Source organism: Streptomyces sp. NPDC048196, assembly GCF_040652715.1.
GTDB lineage: Bacteria > Actinomycetota > Actinomycetes > Streptomycetales > Streptomycetaceae > Streptomyces > Streptomyces siderophoricus.
In genome coordinates, this window is sequence record NZ_JBEZMM010000004.1 from 23,085 (window position 1) to 37,933 (window position 14,849).

Consider the following 14,849-nt stretch of genomic DNA (forward strand, 5'->3'; position numbering starts at 1 on the left):
GGGGAGCCGTTACAGCGCTCCGTGCGGCGTCAGGATGACGAATTCGGCGCCGGCGGAGTCCGTGCAGACGGCGAGGCGGCCGACGCCCTCGGCGGTTTCGGGGCCCATGGAGAGGGTGCCGCCGTTGCCGGTCACCAGGCCGACGGTGGCGTCGCAGTCCTTGGAGATGAAGACGGGGTGCCAGTAGGGCTTGCCCGTGGGGGCGAGGAGGTCGGTGGGGACGCCCATGAGGCCGCCGTGCGTGCGGTCGTCGCCGCAGTGCGCGGGGGTGAGGAGGGTGTAGGTGCCGCCTCCGGCGGGGAGCGGCATGTCCTGGGTGTGCCAGTCGAAGACGGATCTGTAGAAGGTCTGGGCGGCGGCCGGGTCGGTGGTGTACAGCTCCGTCCAGCCCAGGCTGCCCGGGGCGTCGGCGGCCTCGAAGCCCGGGTACCGCGCGGGCTGCCAGATGGCGAAGTCCGCGCCCTGCGGGTCCGTGAGCTGCGCGAAGCGGCCGTCCTCGGCGCCGACCATGACCGGCTGCGAACGGACCGAGCCGCCCGCCTGCTCCACCGCCTTGACCGTGGCGTCCGCGTCGGGGGTGTGGAAGTAGATCGTCCAGGCCGACGTGGCGCCGTCCTCGGTGAGCGGGCCGACCGCGCCCACCGCCTTCCCGTCGAGCCGGAAGAGCGTGTATCCGCCCGCCTGCTGGTCACCGAACGGCTCCGACCGCCAGCCGAACACCGCTCGGTAGAAGGCCGTCGCGACCTCGACGTCGGGCGCACCCAGATCGAGCCAGCACGGGGAGCCGGGGACGAAGTCAGTAGTGATCATGGCGTTTCCCTTCGCGGATCCTCTCTGGACTCAGCCTGACATTCGGCACTGACACTCGCCCGTCGGAACGGTGGGTGACCGACGGTCGGCGGGCCGTGCCCGGTACCGGCCCGCCGTCGGCGGTCAGGCCCGGTAGAGCTCCTTCGCGATGATCGAGCGCTGCACCTCCGTGGCGCCCTCGTAGATGCGGGGAGCCCGGACCTCGCGGTACAGGTGCTCCAGGAGGTGGCCGCGGCGCAGTGCGCGGGCGCCGTGGATCTGGACGGCGGCGTCGACCACGTACTGCGCGGTCTCGGTGGCCAGCAGCTTGGCCATCGCCGAGCGGCGGGCGATGTCGCGGGCCCCGGTGTCGTACGCGGTGGCCGCCGCGTAGACCAGGAGGCGGGCCGCCTCGGTGCGGGTGGCCATTTCGGCGAGCTGGTGGCCGACGGACTGCAGGTCCTTCAGCGGTCCGCCGAACGCGGTGCGCGCGCCGGCGTGCGCCACCGCGGCGTCCAGCGCGGCCTGCGCCATGCCGACCGCGAAGGCGCCCACGCTCGGCCGGAAGAGGTTCAGCGTGCGCATCGCGACGGCGAAGCCGCCGTCCACCTCGCCCAGCACGTCCTCGCCGGTCACCGGGGTGCCGTCGAAGACCAGCGTGCCGATGGGGTGCGGGCTGAGCAGGTCCAGGTGCGCGCCGGTCAGGCCGGGCCGGTCGGCGGGCACCAGGAAGGCGGTGACGCCGCGGGACCCCGGCGCGCCGCCGGTGCGGGCGAAGACGGTGGCGAAGTCCGCCTCGGGCGCGTTGGAGATCCAGCACTTCTCGCCGGTCAGCCGCCAGCGGCCCGGCCCGTCCGGTTCGGCGGCCAGCGACAGCGCGGCGGCGTCCGAGCCCGCGTCCGGCTCGCTCAGCGCGAAGGCGGCGACCGCGCGGCCGGCGACGACCTCGGGCACCCAGCGGGCGCGCTGTTCCTCGGTCCCCGACTGGACGACCGGACAGGTCCCCAGCCCCTGGAGCGCGAGGGCGGTCTCCGCCTCCGTGCACTCCTGGGCGAGGGATTCCCGCAGCAGGCACAGGTCCAGGGCGCGCGGCGGCCCGTCGTCGGGGAACAGGCGGCGTAGCAGGCCGAGTTCGCCGAGGGCGGCGACCAGGGGGCGGTTGACCCGGCCCTCGGTGCCCTTCTCGGCGAGCGGGCTCAGCCGTTCGGCCGTCATGGCGCGCAACGCGGCACACCATTCCTGCTCGTCCGGTCCCAGCGCGAATACAGTCACGAGGCGGCTCCCTGGTAGCGGTCCTCTATCGCGGTCTGTTGACTGCCGTCACGAACACGTTACGCTGACGACGGATCCGAACGGCAGCCCCCGGGGCGAGGGACAGCCCTTGAGCGACGGACAGTCCCTGGACAACAGACAGTTCTGGAGCAGTCTCGACGGCTCGTCGGCCGGTCCCGGCCGGAGGGACGAGCAGCCGACCGAGCCGGCCACCCGGCCGTCCTAGGGGGCGCACCGCCATGGAGCCACGGTCCTCGGCCCACACCGACACCTTCGCGCGCGACCGGCTGCCGCCCCGCGAGCAGTGGCCGCACCTGACCGACCTGGGCTATCCCGACCGGCTGAACTGCGGCGCCGAGTTGCTGGACGGCTCGCTCGCCCGGTACGGCGCCGACCGGCCCGCGCTGCGCGACGCGGCCGGCCGGGTCTGGACGTATGGGGAACTGCGTGCCCGGGTGGACGCGATCGCGCATGCGCTCACCGGTCCGCTGGGCGTCCGCCCCGGCAATCGCGTCCTGCTCCGCGGCCCCACCACCCCCTGGCTGGCCGCCTGCTGGCTCGCCGTGATGAAGGCCGGCGCGGTCGCGGTGACGGTCCTGGCCTCCCAGCGCCCCGACGAACTCGCCACGATCTGCGGGCTGGCACAGGTGCAGCACGCCCTGTGCGCCGCCGAGGCGGTCGACGACCTCGCCAAGGCCGGGGTCCCCGGGCTGCGCATCACGACGTACGGCGGCGACGGACCGGGCGATCTGCGGCATCTGGCCCGGCCCGGCGGCGTCCCGTACGAGGCGGTGCCGACCGCGGCCGACGACGTCGCGCTGATCGCCTTCACCTCCGGCACCACCGGCCGCCCCAAGGGCTGTCTGCACTTCCACCGGGACGTGCTCGCCATCGCCGACACCTTCTCCGCGCAGGTGCTGCGGCCCACCCCGGACGACGTGTTCGCCGGCAGCCCGCCGCTGGGCTTCACCTTCGGCCTCGGCGGGCTGGTGATCTTCCCGCTGCGGGCCGGCGCCTCGGCCCTGCTCGCCGACTGGGGCGGCCCCGAGCGGCTGCTCGGCGACATCGCCCGGCACCGGATCTCGGTGCTGTTCACCGCGCCGACCGCCTACCGCGCGATGCTGCCCCGGCTCGCCGGGCACGACGTCTCCTCGCTGCGCCGCTGCGTGTCGGCCGGGGAGAACCTGCCCGCCGCCACCTGGCAGTCCTGGTACGAGGCGACCGGTCTGCGGATCATCAACGGGATCGGCGCCACGGAACTGCTGCACATCTTCATCGCGGCCGCCGACGAGGCGATCCGGCCCGGCACGACGGGCCTGCCGGTGCCGGGCTTCGAGGCGCGGGTGGTGGACGCGGACGGCGCGCCGGTGCCGGACGGCGAGCCCGGGCTGCTGGCGGTCCGCGGCCCGACGGGCTGCCGCTACCTCGCCGACCCGCGGCAAACCGAGTACGTGCGGGACGGCTGGAACCTCACCGGCGACACCTATGTCCGCGAGCCGGACGGCTACTTCCGCTATGTGGCCCGCGCGGACGACATGATCATCTCGGCCGGGTACAACATCGCCGGCCCCGAGGTGGAGGACGCACTGCTGCACCACCCCGACGTGACCGAGGCCGCGGTCGTCGGGCGGCCGGACGAGGAACGCGGGCAGGTGGTGGTCGCCCACGTCGTCCTGCGGGCCGGTGTGCCCCAGGGCCCGGACACCGTCGCCGCGCTGCGCGCCTTCACCAAGTCCCGCATCGCCCCGTACAAATGCCCGCGCGAGATCGTCTTCCACACCGCGCTGCCGCGCACCCCGACCGGCAAGCTCCAGCGCTTCCGGCTGCGCGCGCCGCACGGGACGGCCGACCCGTCCCGTGGGCCACATCCGGTCGCCGATCTACAGTGATCCGGTGACCGACCAGCAGACACAGCGCACCCCACGGTCCCTGATCGTCACCCTCTACGGTGCGTACGGGCGCGACGAGCCCGGCCCGGCGGACCAGCCGGCCGGGCCGGTGCCGGTCGCCGCGCTGATCCGGCTGCTCGGCGTGCTGGGTGTCGATCCGCCGTCGGTGCGTTCCGCGGTCTCCCGCCTCAAGCGGCGCGGCCTGCTCGTCCCCGCGCGTACCGTCACCGGCGCGGCCGGCTACGGGCTGTCGGACGCGGGCCGCCAGCTGCTGGACGACGGCGACCGGCGGATCTTCGGCCGCCCGGCCGCGCGGCTGTCCGACGGCTGGGTGCTGGCCGTCTTCTCCGTTCCCGAGGAGGAGCGGCACAAACGGCACCTGCTGCGCTCACGGCTGGCCCGGCTGGGCTTCGGGACCGCCGCCCCGGGTGTGTGGATCGCCCCCGCACATCTCTACGAGGAGACCCGGCACACCCTGGAGCGGCTCGAACTCGCCCCCTACGTCGAACTGTTCACCGGTACGCATGCGGGCTTCGCGCCGACGGCCTCGTCGGTGGCGCGCTGGTGGGACCTGGACGCCATCGCCGCGCAGCACCGCGCCTTCCTGGCGGAGCAGGAGCCGGTGCTGCACCGCTGGTCACGGCGGCGCACGGTGCCGGGCGAGGCTGCCTACCACGACTATTTGCTGGCCCTGGACGCCTGGCGCCGTCTGCCGTACGCGGATCCCGGACTGCCCTCTCCCCTCCTGCCGGAGGACTGGCCGGGCGGCCGCGCTGCGGAGGTCTTCGGCCGGCTGCACGACACCTTGCAGGCGGCGGGCGCCCGTTACGTGCGTGAGGTGACGGCCGGGCCGTGACGGCCGCGGCGCGTCAGCGGCGGCGCTGGACGGCCCGCGCGGCGCCCGCGGCTCCGGCGGCCATGGCGGGGCGCGGTCGGGCGGCGGCGATCACCGAGACCACGTCCTTGAAGGAACTGCACATGCGCGTACCGGCAACCGCGGCCAACTCGCCGAACGTGCCCACCCCGTAGGTCACCGCGACCGGCTCCATGCGCGCGGTGACCGCCATCCTCATGTCCCCCACGGTGTCCCCCACGTATGCGGTCTGCCAGGCCGCGACCCCCAGGCGGCCGGCCGCCCGCAGCACCATCTCCGGGTGCGGCTTGCCGCGTCGGACCATGTCCTGGCCGATGACCGGCCCGACCAGGTCGCGGATGCCCATGACGTCGAGCAGCGCCTCGGCGCTGCGGGTGGGCTTGGACGTGGCGACCGCCAGCTCGACGCCGTGGGCGCGCAGGGCGGACAGCCCCGCGCTCACGCCGGGGAAGAGCAGTTGCGGCCCCTGGCAGAGCACTTCGTAGGAGAACAGTTCGCGGTAGCGGTTGATGGCGGCCTGCACCCGTCCGTCGTCCTCGGGACGGCCCAGCAGCCGGCCGAAGGCCGGGCCGGGCGGCTTGCCGATGGCCGCCGCCGCCTGCCGCGCGGTCACCGAGCAGCCCTGCTCCGAAGCCACCTTGACCAACAGTTTGCTGATTGCGGGCAGGGTGTTGGCGAGAGTGCCGTCAAGGTCGAAGACGGCGGCCCGGAGCGTGTCGACTCCGGTACCCCGTGCGCCTCTCACGGGACGTTCGCGGACTTCCGTTGCTACGCGCATGGCTGGAGACCTTTCGGGTTCCGGTGGGGGTGCGGGTTCGGGTGACGTTGCCGGCTCTGCTGGTGGGGCGGCCCGCGGTCGACGACTCGTAACGGTTGAGGCGGTCTCGCCATGGCGCACCGCTGTCCTGGGGCGGCACGCGACCGACGGGGCGGCTGCAACGGAAGGGAACGTCCCGTTTACCGCCTTCGGAGATTTAAAAACCGCCTGCGCTGTTTGTCAATGCGCCTTGGTCACTCCCTGACGGGTCGACAACACCCTTTCCAGCGTTCAGACTGGGGACACATGCTTCACAGGGGCCGCCGATGCCCCCGAAGGGGCGGCGAACCGTCGACTTCCCGTCAGGTGACGCGAGTTCCGGCCAAACCCCTGAAGCATATCGAACCGCATGGTTGGTTTTCTATGTAGACTGCAATCAGCTCGCAGCCGTACTAGAGACGGGACGGACACCGTGCCCACCCAGCATCGCGCCATCCAGAGCCGCCAGGCACTCATCCGCTCGGCCGCCGAGACCTTCCTGGAGAAGGGGGTCCCGGCCGCGGGCATGGTCGAGATCAGCCGGCGGGCCCGCCTGAGCAAGGGCGCCCTCTACTTCCACTTCACGTCCAAGGACGACCTGACCCTCGCGGTGCGGGACTCCGCGCTCGCCAGCCTCCAGGAGATCGAGGACGCCTTCACCCGCTCCCCGGAGCCACTGCCGCACGCCGTACGGGACTTCGCCGTCGAGCTGTTCGGCCGGGTGCGGACCGACGCGGTGCTGCGCGCCGGACTGCGCCTGCGGCCCGAGACCGCACCGGGCCTCGGCATCTACGCCCTGGAACAGCGCTGGTACGCGCTCTTCCTCGACAAGGCCGTCACCTGCGGCACCGGCAGCCCCGGCGGACCGGCCGCGGCGCACGCGCCGGACGCCGAACCGCGGCGCACCGCCCAACTGCTGACCTCGGTCGTGGTGGGGCTGCTGCACCTGGGCGGCGAGGACGGCACCTGGTGGGACGAGGAGGCCGTCGCCGGGCTGTGGGCGCTGCTCCCGGAGGCCCCGGACCGGGTGCCGGCCGCCGGCGTTCCCGCACCGGCACAACTGCCTGCGGCCGGCTGATCCGGAGCCGTCGCGCCGTACCGGGCCGCTCCCGCGGCCCGTCCTCCTCCCTCCGGTGAACGCCAACGCGCTGCCGTCACCGCGCGTCCGCGTCACCACTCCCGAACACCGCGCCGATGCCGGCACATCGATGCCGTCCGGCGCCCGCGGCCCCCTCCGCACCCGCGCGTCGGCAGCGAAATCCCGTCACACGTAACGGCGGTGGCCGGGTCCGCCGGAGCGCGCAGCCGCCTCCGACATCCGCGCGTGCCGCCGTGATCCGTGATCGTGGCGGCGGGGCCGGTCCTGCTCCCGATGAAGTGCCCCGTGACCGACCGGGCTTGGGGTCGGGCGGCGCGCGGATTCAATACCGCATGGTTGGCTTCTTTACGATGGCGCAAATAGACTGCGCCGCCACGAGCAGCGGTCGACGGCCGAACAACTCCAAGAGAGCATGCGGAGGATGATCTGTGGTCAAGCAGGAACGCGCACTGCGTACCCGACGCACGGTCCTCGAAGCAGCGGCTCACGTCATAGGACATCGCGGCTACCAGGCGGCCACCATGGCCGAGATCATCCAGCGCGCCGGCGTCACCAAAGGGGCGGTGTACTTCCACTTCACCTCCAAGGACGCGCTGGCTCGTGCCGTCATCACGGAGCAGGCCGAACCGTTCCTCCCACAGGTCAGTGCGTCCCGCCTCCAGGACGCCATCGACTTCACGCACCAGGTGGCGCTGGCGCTGCGCAGCGACCCGATGCTGCAGGCCGGCACCCGTATCGCGGTGGAGACGACCTTCAGCGAGGAACCGCTGATGCCCTATCAGGTGTGGACGGACATCATCACGACGATGTTCCGCGAGGCCCGGGACAACGGGGAATTACTGCCCGGCGTGGTCCCCGAACGTGCGGCCGAGTTCTTCGTCGCCGCCTACATGGGCGTGCAGTTGTTCTCGCGGGCCGCGACCAATCGCGCCGACCTCCCCGAGCGGGTCACCGCGCTGTGGAAGCACACCCTGCCGGGGCTGGCCGCGCCCGGCCCGTTGAGCCGTCTCGAACCGCGCGGCCGCAGGACCCAGGTCCCCCCTCTGATCCGCGCTTCACTCCGGCAGGTGGCCCCTGGCAAACAAACCACATGGTCCGTATCTTAGGTACCTCGGGGCCGTCGTCGATCGTTCGCCCGTGAGGGCGCTGAGAGCCGCACCGCAGAAAGGGACGCCCATGGCCAGCGCCACCCTGATGCCCTCCTCCTCACGCGACCATCACCACCGGGCGACCCCGTTGGCGGGAGGGAACCGCCCGGCCTCGTCGCCCTCGCCCGGCCTTCGCGCATACGGACACCGCACCGCCGGGTCCGAGGTGTTCCTCACCAACTGGCGGCCCGGTCCCGGCGACAGCTGGGTGGTCAGCGCCCAGTGGCCGCGGGCCCACACCTTCTACGGACCGGTCGCCGGGCTGCACGATCCGCTGCTGTTGATCGAGACCGTGCGGCAGGCGGGGATATTACTGAGCCATGTGGCGCACCGGGTGCCGCTCGACCACCCCATCGTCTGGCAGCACGTCCGCTACGACCTCGCCCCGCAGGCGCTGCGCACCGCCGACGAACCGGCCGAGGTGGAGCTGCGGATCACCGACCATGACGTGGTGCGCCGCGGGAAGCGCCTGATCAGCGCCCGTCAGGAGGTCCGCATCCGGTGCGAGGGCGCCCACTTGGCCCATGCCCGGCTGATCTACTCCTGTCACAGCCCGAGGGCCCACCGCCGGCTGCGCGGCAGATACGGCGACCTGGCGTTCGCCACCTCCCGCCGGCTGCCGGTGCCGGAGCCGGTAAGTCCGCAGCTGGTCGCCCGGGACCACGAACGCGATGTGGTGCTCTCCCCCACCGACCACCCGGACCGCTGGCAACTGCGGGTCGACACCTCGCATCCGGTGCTCTTCGGCCATCCCGTGGACCACGCCCCCGGCATGCTGATGGTCGAGGCCGCCCGGCAGGCCGCCCAGGCGGTGACGCCCGGTGTGCCGATGCTGCCGGTCTCGCTGGAGTGCTCCTTCGAGCGGTACGCCGAGCTGGACGCGCCGAGTTGGGTGCGGGCGCGCACCCCGGACCCGGTCACGGCCGGCGGCGCGCGACGGGTCGAGGTCGGCGTGGAACAGCACGGAAAACCGGTGGTCGCCGCGCGGATCACCAGCGTGCCGGTGCCCTGACGGACCGGCTCCTGGAGCGGCCCCGCCCGCGCTGCCCGTGCCTCCCCCGTCACCGCAGCGTGAGGCGGGGCTTCGGTGCGTCGGTGCGCCCGGTGGGCGGGGTGCGGCTGCCCGCCTGGTAGGGCAGCGGCCAGGGGGCGCCCGGGCCGGTGTAGCCCTGCTCGGCGGCGGCGTGCAGCGTCCAGTGCGGGTCGTAGAGGTGCGGTCGGGCCAGTGCGCACAGGTCGGCACGCCCGGCCAGGACGAGGGAGTTCACGTCGTCCCAGGAGGAGATCGCGCCGACCGCGATGACCGGCACGCCGAGCGCGTTGCGGATCCGGTCGGCGAACGGCGTCTGGTACGAGCGGCCGAAGTCGGGGCGCTCGCCGGAGACGACCTGCCCGGTGGAGACGTCGATGGCGTCGGCGCCGTGCTCGGCGAACGCGGCTGCCATGGCCACCGCGTCCTCGGCGGTGGTGCCGCCGTCGGCCCAGTCGGTGGCGGAGATCCGGACGGTCATCGGCCGGTCGTCCGGCCACACCTCGCGCACCGCGTCGAAGACGTCGAGCGGGAAGCGGAGCCGGCCGGCCAGGGAACCTCCGTAGGCGTCGGTGCGTTGATTGGTCAGCGGGGAGAGGAATCCGGACAGCAGATAGCCGTGGGCGCAGTGCAGTTCGAGGAGGTCGAAGCCGCAGTCGGCGGCGCGCCGTGTGGCGTCGGTGAACTCCCGCCGCAGTGCGGTGAGTTCGCCGGTGGTCAGCTCGTGGGGGCGCTGGCTGCCGGGCTTGTAGGGAAGGGGGGATGCGGCGACGAGCGGCCAGTTGCCGGTGTCGAGCGGTTCGTCGATGCCGTCCCACATCAGCTTGGTGGAGCCCTTGCGGCCGGAGTGGCCGAGCTGCACGCCGATCGCGGTGCCGGGCGCCCGGGTGTGCACGAAGTCGGTGACGCGGCACCAGGCCACCGCCTGTTCGGCCGTGTAGAGACCGGCGCAGCCCGGTGTGATCCGGCCCTGTTCGCTGACGCACACCATCTCGGTCATCACGAGTCCGGCCCCGCCGAGGGCCCGGGCGCCGAGGTGTACGAGGTGGAAGTCGCCGGGGACACCGTCCTCGGATGAGTACATGTCCATCGGTGACACGACCACGCGGTTGCGCAGGGTGAGCCCGCGCAGCCGGAAGGGCGTGAACATCGGCGGGGTGCCGGCCGGGATGCCCGCCTCGTCCTCGACGGCGGCGACGAATCCGGGGTCGCGCAGTCGCAGGTTGTCGTGGGTGACGCGGCGGCTGCGGGTGAGCAGGTTGAAGGCGAACTGGCGCGGCGGCTGCTCGACGTACCCGGCGAGCTCCTCGAACCACGCGAGGCTGGCGCGCGCGGCCCGCTGGGTGGAGGCGACGACGGGCCGGCGCTCCGCCTCGTAGGCGGCGAGGGCGGCGGGGATGTCCGGCTGCTCTTCGAGGCAGGCGGCCAGCGCCAGGGCGTCCTCGACGGCGAGTTTGGTGCCGGAGCCGATGGAGAAGTGCGCGGTGTGCGCGGCATCGCCGAGCAGCACGGTGTTGCCGTGCGACCAGCGTTCGTTGACGACGGTGCGGAAGGCGATCCAGCTGGAGTTGTTGGACCGCAGGGCCCGGCCGCGCAAGGCGTCGTTGAAGACCTTGCCGCACCACTCCACCGACGTCCGCTCATCGGCCCGGTCCAGCCCGGCGGCCCGCCAGACCTCCTCCCGCATCTCCACGATGACGGTGCTGGCACCGAGGGCCGAGTCAGTACCGGCGAGCTCCGCCGAAGAGCCGGCGGTAGGCGGAGGGGGACCGGCGTCGGGGGCGGCGGCAGGACGGGCGTGGGACGGGGCGAGGCCGGCATCGGCAGAAACAGGTGCGGGAGCAGGAGCGGCGTAGGGGTAGGCGTGGAGCTGGACGACGCCGTGCTCGGTCTCGGCGATCTCGAAGCGGAAGGCGTCGAACGCGAAGTCCGCGGCGAGCCAGATGTAGCGGCAGCGGTGGGTGGTCAGCTGCGGCCGGAAGACGTCGGCGTGCGCGGTGCGGGTCGCGCTGTGCACGCCGTCGGCGGCGATGACCAGGTCGTACTCCCGGGCCAGCACGGCGGCGGGCGGCGCCTCGGTGCGGAAGCGCAGCTCCACGCCGAGGCCGCGGCAGCGCCGGTGCAGTACGGCCAGCAGCCGGCGCCGGCCGAGGGCCGCGAAGCCGTGGCCGCCGGAGGTTAGGGTACGGCCGCGGTGCACGATGTCGATGTCGTCCCAGCGGACGAACTCCGCCTGGAGCGCGCGGTAGACCTCCGGGTCGGCGTGCTCGATGCCGCCGAGCGTCTCGTCGGAGAGGACGACGCCGAAGCCGAAGGTGTCGTCGGGGGCGTTGCGCTCGAAGACGGTGATCTCACGGGTGGGGTCGAGCCGTTTGAGGAGCGCCGCGGCGTACAGTCCGCCCGGTCCGCCGCCGATGACCGCGACCCGCATGGCTATTTCCCCTGCCACTTGGGCGTCCGCTTCTCGGTGAACGCGGCGTGGAATTCCGCGTAGTCGGCGCTGTTCATGAGCAGTGCCTGGGTGGCGGCGTCCATCTCGACGGCGGCGGCCAGCGGCATGTCGAGTTCGGCGGTGAGCAACGCCTTGGTCTGTGCGTGCGCCAGCGCGGGCCCTTCGGCGAGCCGCCGGGCGAGCGCCGCGGCCGCCTCGTCGGCCCGTCCCTCGTCGGCCAACTCGCTGATCAGACCGAGCCGTTCGGCCTCCGGCGCCCGGACCGCGTCACCGAGCATCAGCAGCCGGGTGGCGTGCCCGAGCCCGATGACCCGCGGCAGCAGATAGGCCGCGCCCATGTCGCCACCGGACAGTCCGACCCGGGTGAAGAGGAACGCGAAACGGGCCGAGGGATCGGCGACCCGGAAGTCCGCGGCCAGCGCGAGCACCGCACCGGCACCGGCCGCGACGCCGTGCACCGCCGCGATCACCGGGAACGGGGCCTCCCGCACGGCCCGCACGACCTGCCCGGTCATCCGGTTGAAGTCCAGCAGCTGGCCGGTGTCCATGCCCAGGGTGGCCCCGATGATCTCCTCGACGTCACCCCCCGAGCAGAACCCGCGCCCCTCCCCTGCCAGCACGAGGGCGCGCACGGAGCGCTCCCGGGACAGCTCGGCGAGCAGATCACGGAGATCGGCGTACGCCTCGAAGGTCAGCGCATTGAGCTTCTCCGGACGCGCCAGGGTGACCGTGGCGACCCCGTCCTCCCTGGTCACACGGATGTGCTGCCAGGCCTCTGTACTACGGGCGGATCCTGTGAACGGACTCATCGGACTGCCTGCCCCCTTCGGCGGGTCGGCCGGTGGTGCTCTTCCGGATGCCCTTCGAAGCTATCACTGTTCTGTGACTGTCGTCATGAGGGCGCGATAACGTCCTACGCCCCGTACGTGCCGAGCCCGTCCCGCCCGGCCCCGCCTCGCTGGGTCGAAGGTCCCGCCCGTTCGGGACTTTGGCCCCGCCTCGCGTATGACCTGGGTCACGTACCTTGCGGCCGCCCGACCCTGCCCGCGCCGCCCCCACGCTTCCTACGGTGGAATCGTCCGAGCCCGCCCTCGCGAACGGAACGCCGCGCGCAATGTTGGAATCGCCTCCGCCGTCGAGCTGGCGCATTGCGCTTCCTCGGGGAGCGACGGCCGTTCCCATCGCTCGTGCGATGGTCCGCTGTGCGCTCCAGGACCTGGGGACCACGGCGGACCGCACCACCGCTCAGCTGCTGACCGCCGAGTTGGTCGCCAACGCCCTCAAGCACACCAGTGACGGTTACCCCATCGAGCTGGTGGTGGAGCGGAGGCCGAACGGGTGCCAGGTGGAGGTGCACGACGGCGACGAGGTGCTCTTCGAGGGGCTGGGAGAGCCGCTGCCGATGGTGCTGCCGCTCCCCCTGCCGCTGCCACTGCCGGCGGTCGGATCGGGCAAGCCCCTGCCGATGACCGGGGCGGGCGCACCCCGGCCGCTGTCCGGACCGGACACACCGTCCCCGCCGGACGAACCGAGGGACGAACCGAAGGGCGAATCAAGGAACGAACCGCGCGACGAACCAGAAGACGGACCGGGGAACGCACCGGTCGCCGCCACCGCACTTCCCGCCCCCGCTCCCCTCCGGGCAACCGACCCCGCTCCCATCCGGGCAACCGCTCCCGCCCCCGCCATCCGGAATCGCGGGCTGCTCCTGGTGCGTTCGCTCAGCTCCGCGTCCGGCTGTCGGCGTACCGGGCGCGGTAAGGCGGTCTGGTTCACCCTTCCCGAAGTGCACCGGCCGCGCCGGCGCTGACCGTCGCCTCGCGCTCCCTCTCGGCGCCCTTCTCGCTGTCCCGCTCGGCGTCGTTCTCGCTCTGCTTCTCGGCGTCCTTCTCGCTGTCGTTGCCCGTCGCCCTGTCCCTCTCGCCGTCCTCCCCGTCCTCCTCGTTCTCCGCGGCCGGCGCGGAGACCGTGCCGGGGCCGTCGACCTGGCCGAGGCGGGAGTGGCGGCGCCCGTAGAGCGCGTAGACCAGCGCGCCGGCCACCAGGAAGGCCACGAACTGCAGCCAGGTGGCCGGGCCGGTCCCGTACATCAGATAGCCGCAGAAGGCGATGCCGAGAATGGGGCTGAGCGGGAAGAACGGGACGCGGAAGCGGCGCGGCAGATCGGGCCGGGTCCGGCGGAGCACCAGCACGCTGAGATTGACCGCCGCCATGACCGCCAGCGTCCCGATGGTGGTCAGGTTCATCACCACGTCCAGGGGGACGACCGCGGCGGGCACGGCAAAGACGGCCGCGACGATCCAGGTGTTGGCGACCGGGGTGGACGTACGCGGCGAGATCCTTTCGAAGACGCGCGGGACCAGTCCGTCCCGCGACATCGACATCAGGATGCGGGTCTGTCCGTACATCACCGCGAGGACGACGGACGCGATGGCGACCACCGCGCCGAAGGCGATGACACCGCCGCCGAGCGTCGAGTGGGTGACCCGGTTGACGATCAGCGACAGCGCGGCGGGCTGGTCGGCGACCTGGTCGGAGGAGAGCGCACCGATGGCGGAGACCGCGACCAGGCAGTACAGCACGGTGACCACGCCGATGCAGATCATGATGGCGAGGGGGATGTTCCGCCGCGGGTTCCTGACCTCTTCCCCGGCCGTGGTGATCGCGTCGAAGCCGATGTACGAGAAGAAGGCGACCGAGGCGCCGGAGGTGATCCCGGCGATGCTCTGCGGCGCGAACGGCGAGAGGTGCCCGGCCCGGAAGGCGGTGAAGCCGATCGCGCAGAACAGCACCAGGATCGCCAGCTTCAGCACGGCCATCGCGGCGGTCGCGCGGGCGCTCTCCCGGATCCCCCGGACCAGCAGCAGCGCGGCGAGCAGGATCACGACGACGGCCGGGACGTTGACGATCCCGCCCTCGCCGGGCGGGTTGGAGAGCGCGGCCGGCAGCTCCCAGCCGGTCAGACTGCCCAGCAGCTCGTTCAGGTACTGCCCCCAGCCGACGGCCACGGCCGACACCGAGACGCCATATTCGAGCAGCAGGCACCAGCCCACGAGGAAGGCGGTGCGCTCGCCGAGCGTGGCGTACGCATAGGAATACGAGCTGCCGGACACCGGGATCGCGCCGCCCAGTTCCCCGAAGGAGAAGGCGGTGAAGACACAGGTGGCGGCGGCCAGCAGGAAGGAGACGATGACCGCGGGGCCGGCCTCGGCGACGGTGTCGGAGAGGCCGACGAAGATACCGGTGCCGACGATGGCGCCGATGCCGAAGCAGACGAGCTGGAAGAGGCCCATGCTGCGCTTGAGGCCGTTGCCTTCACGGTCCGCGCCCGATTCGGCGACGAGGAGGTCGGGGGACTTGATGCGCAGTCCGGAGGGACCTGGGGCACGCATGGGCGTTCTCTCTCTGGTGGTGCGGTGCGCGGGGCACGGGTGGGCCACGCACGAGCGGGGTCCGGACCGGTGGGTCCGAACCCCGCTAGCGGCTCGATGGTAGCCGCC

Annotated in this window: 12 protein-coding genes and 1 pseudogene; 7 read left to right on the forward strand and 6 right to left on the reverse strand. The window is 72.7% G+C overall.

The window, feature by feature from the left end; translation table 11 throughout:
• Positions 1-9: 9 nt before the first annotated feature.
• Together AB0E02_RS06945 and AB0E02_RS06950 are read right to left on the reverse strand one after the other, a co-directional pair.
• Positions 10-810 carry a VOC family protein gene (locus AB0E02_RS06945; RefSeq protein ID WP_362136855.1) on the reverse strand — a complete coding sequence of 267 codons (801 nt, stop codon included), beginning with the start codon at positions 808-810 and terminating at the stop codon, positions 10-12.
• A 123-nt stretch (positions 811-933) separates the two neighbouring features.
• Positions 934-2,061 carry an acyl-CoA dehydrogenase family protein gene (locus AB0E02_RS06950; RefSeq protein WP_362136857.1) on the reverse strand — a complete coding sequence of 376 codons (1,128 nt, stop codon included), beginning with the start codon at positions 2,059-2,061 and terminating at the stop codon, positions 934-936.
• Positions 2,062-2,300: 239 nt separating this feature from the next.
• Between AB0E02_RS06950 and AB0E02_RS06955 the strand changes: the two genes are divergently transcribed.
• A complete protein-coding gene (locus AB0E02_RS06955; protein ID WP_362136859.1) occupies positions 2,301-3,950 on the forward strand; it encodes an AMP-binding protein in 1,650 nt (549 codons plus the stop codon).
• A gap of 4 nt (positions 3,951-3,954) precedes the next feature.
• Positions 3,955-4,806, forward strand: coding sequence for a PaaX family transcriptional regulator C-terminal domain-containing protein (locus AB0E02_RS06960; protein ID WP_362136861.1), 852 nt, complete (start codon positions 3,955-3,957; stop codon positions 4,804-4,806).
• Between the two features lie 13 nt (positions 4,807-4,819).
• On the opposite strand, the gene AB0E02_RS06965 is transcribed toward AB0E02_RS06960, so the two are convergent.
• Positions 4,820-5,569 carry an HAD family hydrolase gene (locus tag AB0E02_RS06965; RefSeq protein WP_362136863.1) on the reverse strand — a complete coding sequence of 250 codons (750 nt, stop codon included), beginning with the start codon at positions 5,567-5,569 and terminating at the stop codon, positions 4,820-4,822.
• Positions 5,570-6,053: 484 nt separating this feature from the next.
• On the opposite strand from AB0E02_RS06965, the gene AB0E02_RS06970 reads away from it, so the two are divergent.
• The 3 genes from AB0E02_RS06970 to AB0E02_RS06980 all read left to right on the forward strand — a co-directional run bounded on the left by AB0E02_RS06970 (position 6,054) and on the right by AB0E02_RS06980 (position 8,879).
• Positions 6,054-6,698 (forward strand): TetR/AcrR family transcriptional regulator, encoded by a 645-nt coding sequence (locus AB0E02_RS06970; protein ID WP_362136865.1) that lies wholly within the window; start codon positions 6,054-6,056, stop codon positions 6,696-6,698.
• 449 nt (positions 6,699-7,147) lie between these two features.
• The gene (locus AB0E02_RS06975; protein WP_362136868.1) at positions 7,148-7,825 is read left to right on the forward strand and encodes a ScbR family autoregulator-binding transcription factor; all 678 of its coding nucleotides are present in this window, start codon (positions 7,148-7,150) and stop codon (positions 7,823-7,825) included.
• 70 nt (positions 7,826-7,895) lie between these two features.
• The gene (locus tag AB0E02_RS06980; protein WP_362136870.1) at positions 7,896-8,879 is read left to right on the forward strand and encodes a ScbA/BarX family gamma-butyrolactone biosynthesis protein; all 984 of its coding nucleotides are present in this window, start codon (positions 7,896-7,898) and stop codon (positions 8,877-8,879) included.
• 49 nt (positions 8,880-8,928) lie between these two features.
• On the opposite strand, the gene AB0E02_RS06985 is transcribed toward AB0E02_RS06980, so the two are convergent.
• Both AB0E02_RS06985 and AB0E02_RS06990 read right to left on the reverse strand, forming a co-directional pair.
• The gene (locus AB0E02_RS06985; RefSeq protein ID WP_362137148.1) at positions 8,929-11,328 is read right to left on the reverse strand and encodes an FAD-dependent monooxygenase; all 2,400 of its coding nucleotides are present in this window, start codon (positions 11,326-11,328) and stop codon (positions 8,929-8,931) included.
• A gap of 2 nt (positions 11,329-11,330) precedes the next feature.
• Positions 11,331-12,158, reverse strand: coding sequence for an enoyl-CoA hydratase family protein (locus tag AB0E02_RS06990; RefSeq protein WP_362136872.1), 828 nt, complete (start codon positions 12,156-12,158; stop codon positions 11,331-11,333).
• Positions 12,159-12,463: 305 nt separating this feature from the next.
• On the opposite strand from AB0E02_RS06990, the pseudogene AB0E02_RS06995 reads away from it, so the two are divergent.
• Positions 12,464-12,715 (forward strand): annotated as a pseudogene (locus AB0E02_RS06995) (ATP-binding protein); the annotation flags it as partial.
• Positions 12,716-12,718: 3 nt separating this feature from the next.
• On the forward strand, positions 12,719-13,159 hold the full coding sequence (locus AB0E02_RS07000; RefSeq protein WP_362137149.1) for a hypothetical protein: 441 nt from the start codon (positions 12,719-12,721) through the stop codon (positions 13,157-13,159).
• Here the strand turns inward: AB0E02_RS07000 and AB0E02_RS07005 are convergent.
• Positions 13,122-14,741 carry an amino acid permease gene (locus AB0E02_RS07005; protein ID WP_362136874.1) on the reverse strand — a complete coding sequence of 540 codons (1,620 nt, stop codon included), beginning with the start codon at positions 14,739-14,741 and terminating at the stop codon, positions 13,122-13,124. The two genes, AB0E02_RS07000 and AB0E02_RS07005, sit on opposite strands and share 38 nt — an antisense overlap.
• Positions 14,742-14,849 lie beyond the last annotated feature (108 nt).

Coding starts and splice junctions, on each gene's coding strand:
- AB0E02_RS06985 (WP_362137148.1), bottom strand. CDS start 11,328: ATGCGGGTCGCGGTCATCGGCGGCGGACCGGGCGGACTGTACGCCGCG.
- AB0E02_RS07005 (WP_362136874.1), bottom strand. CDS start 14,741: ATGCGTGCCCCAGGTCCCTCCGGACTGCGCATCAAGTCCCCCGACCTC.
- AB0E02_RS06955 (WP_362136859.1), top strand. CDS start 2,301: ATGGAGCCACGGTCCTCGGCCCACACCGACACCTTCGCGCGCGACCGG.
- AB0E02_RS06945 (WP_362136855.1), bottom strand. CDS start 810: ATGATCACTACTGACTTCGTCCCCGGCTCCCCGTGCTGGCTCGATCTG.
- AB0E02_RS06980 (WP_362136870.1), top strand. CDS start 7,896: ATGGCCAGCGCCACCCTGATGCCCTCCTCCTCACGCGACCATCACCAC.
- AB0E02_RS06990 (WP_362136872.1), bottom strand. CDS start 12,158: ATGAGTCCGTTCACAGGATCCGCCCGTAGTACAGAGGCCTGGCAGCAC.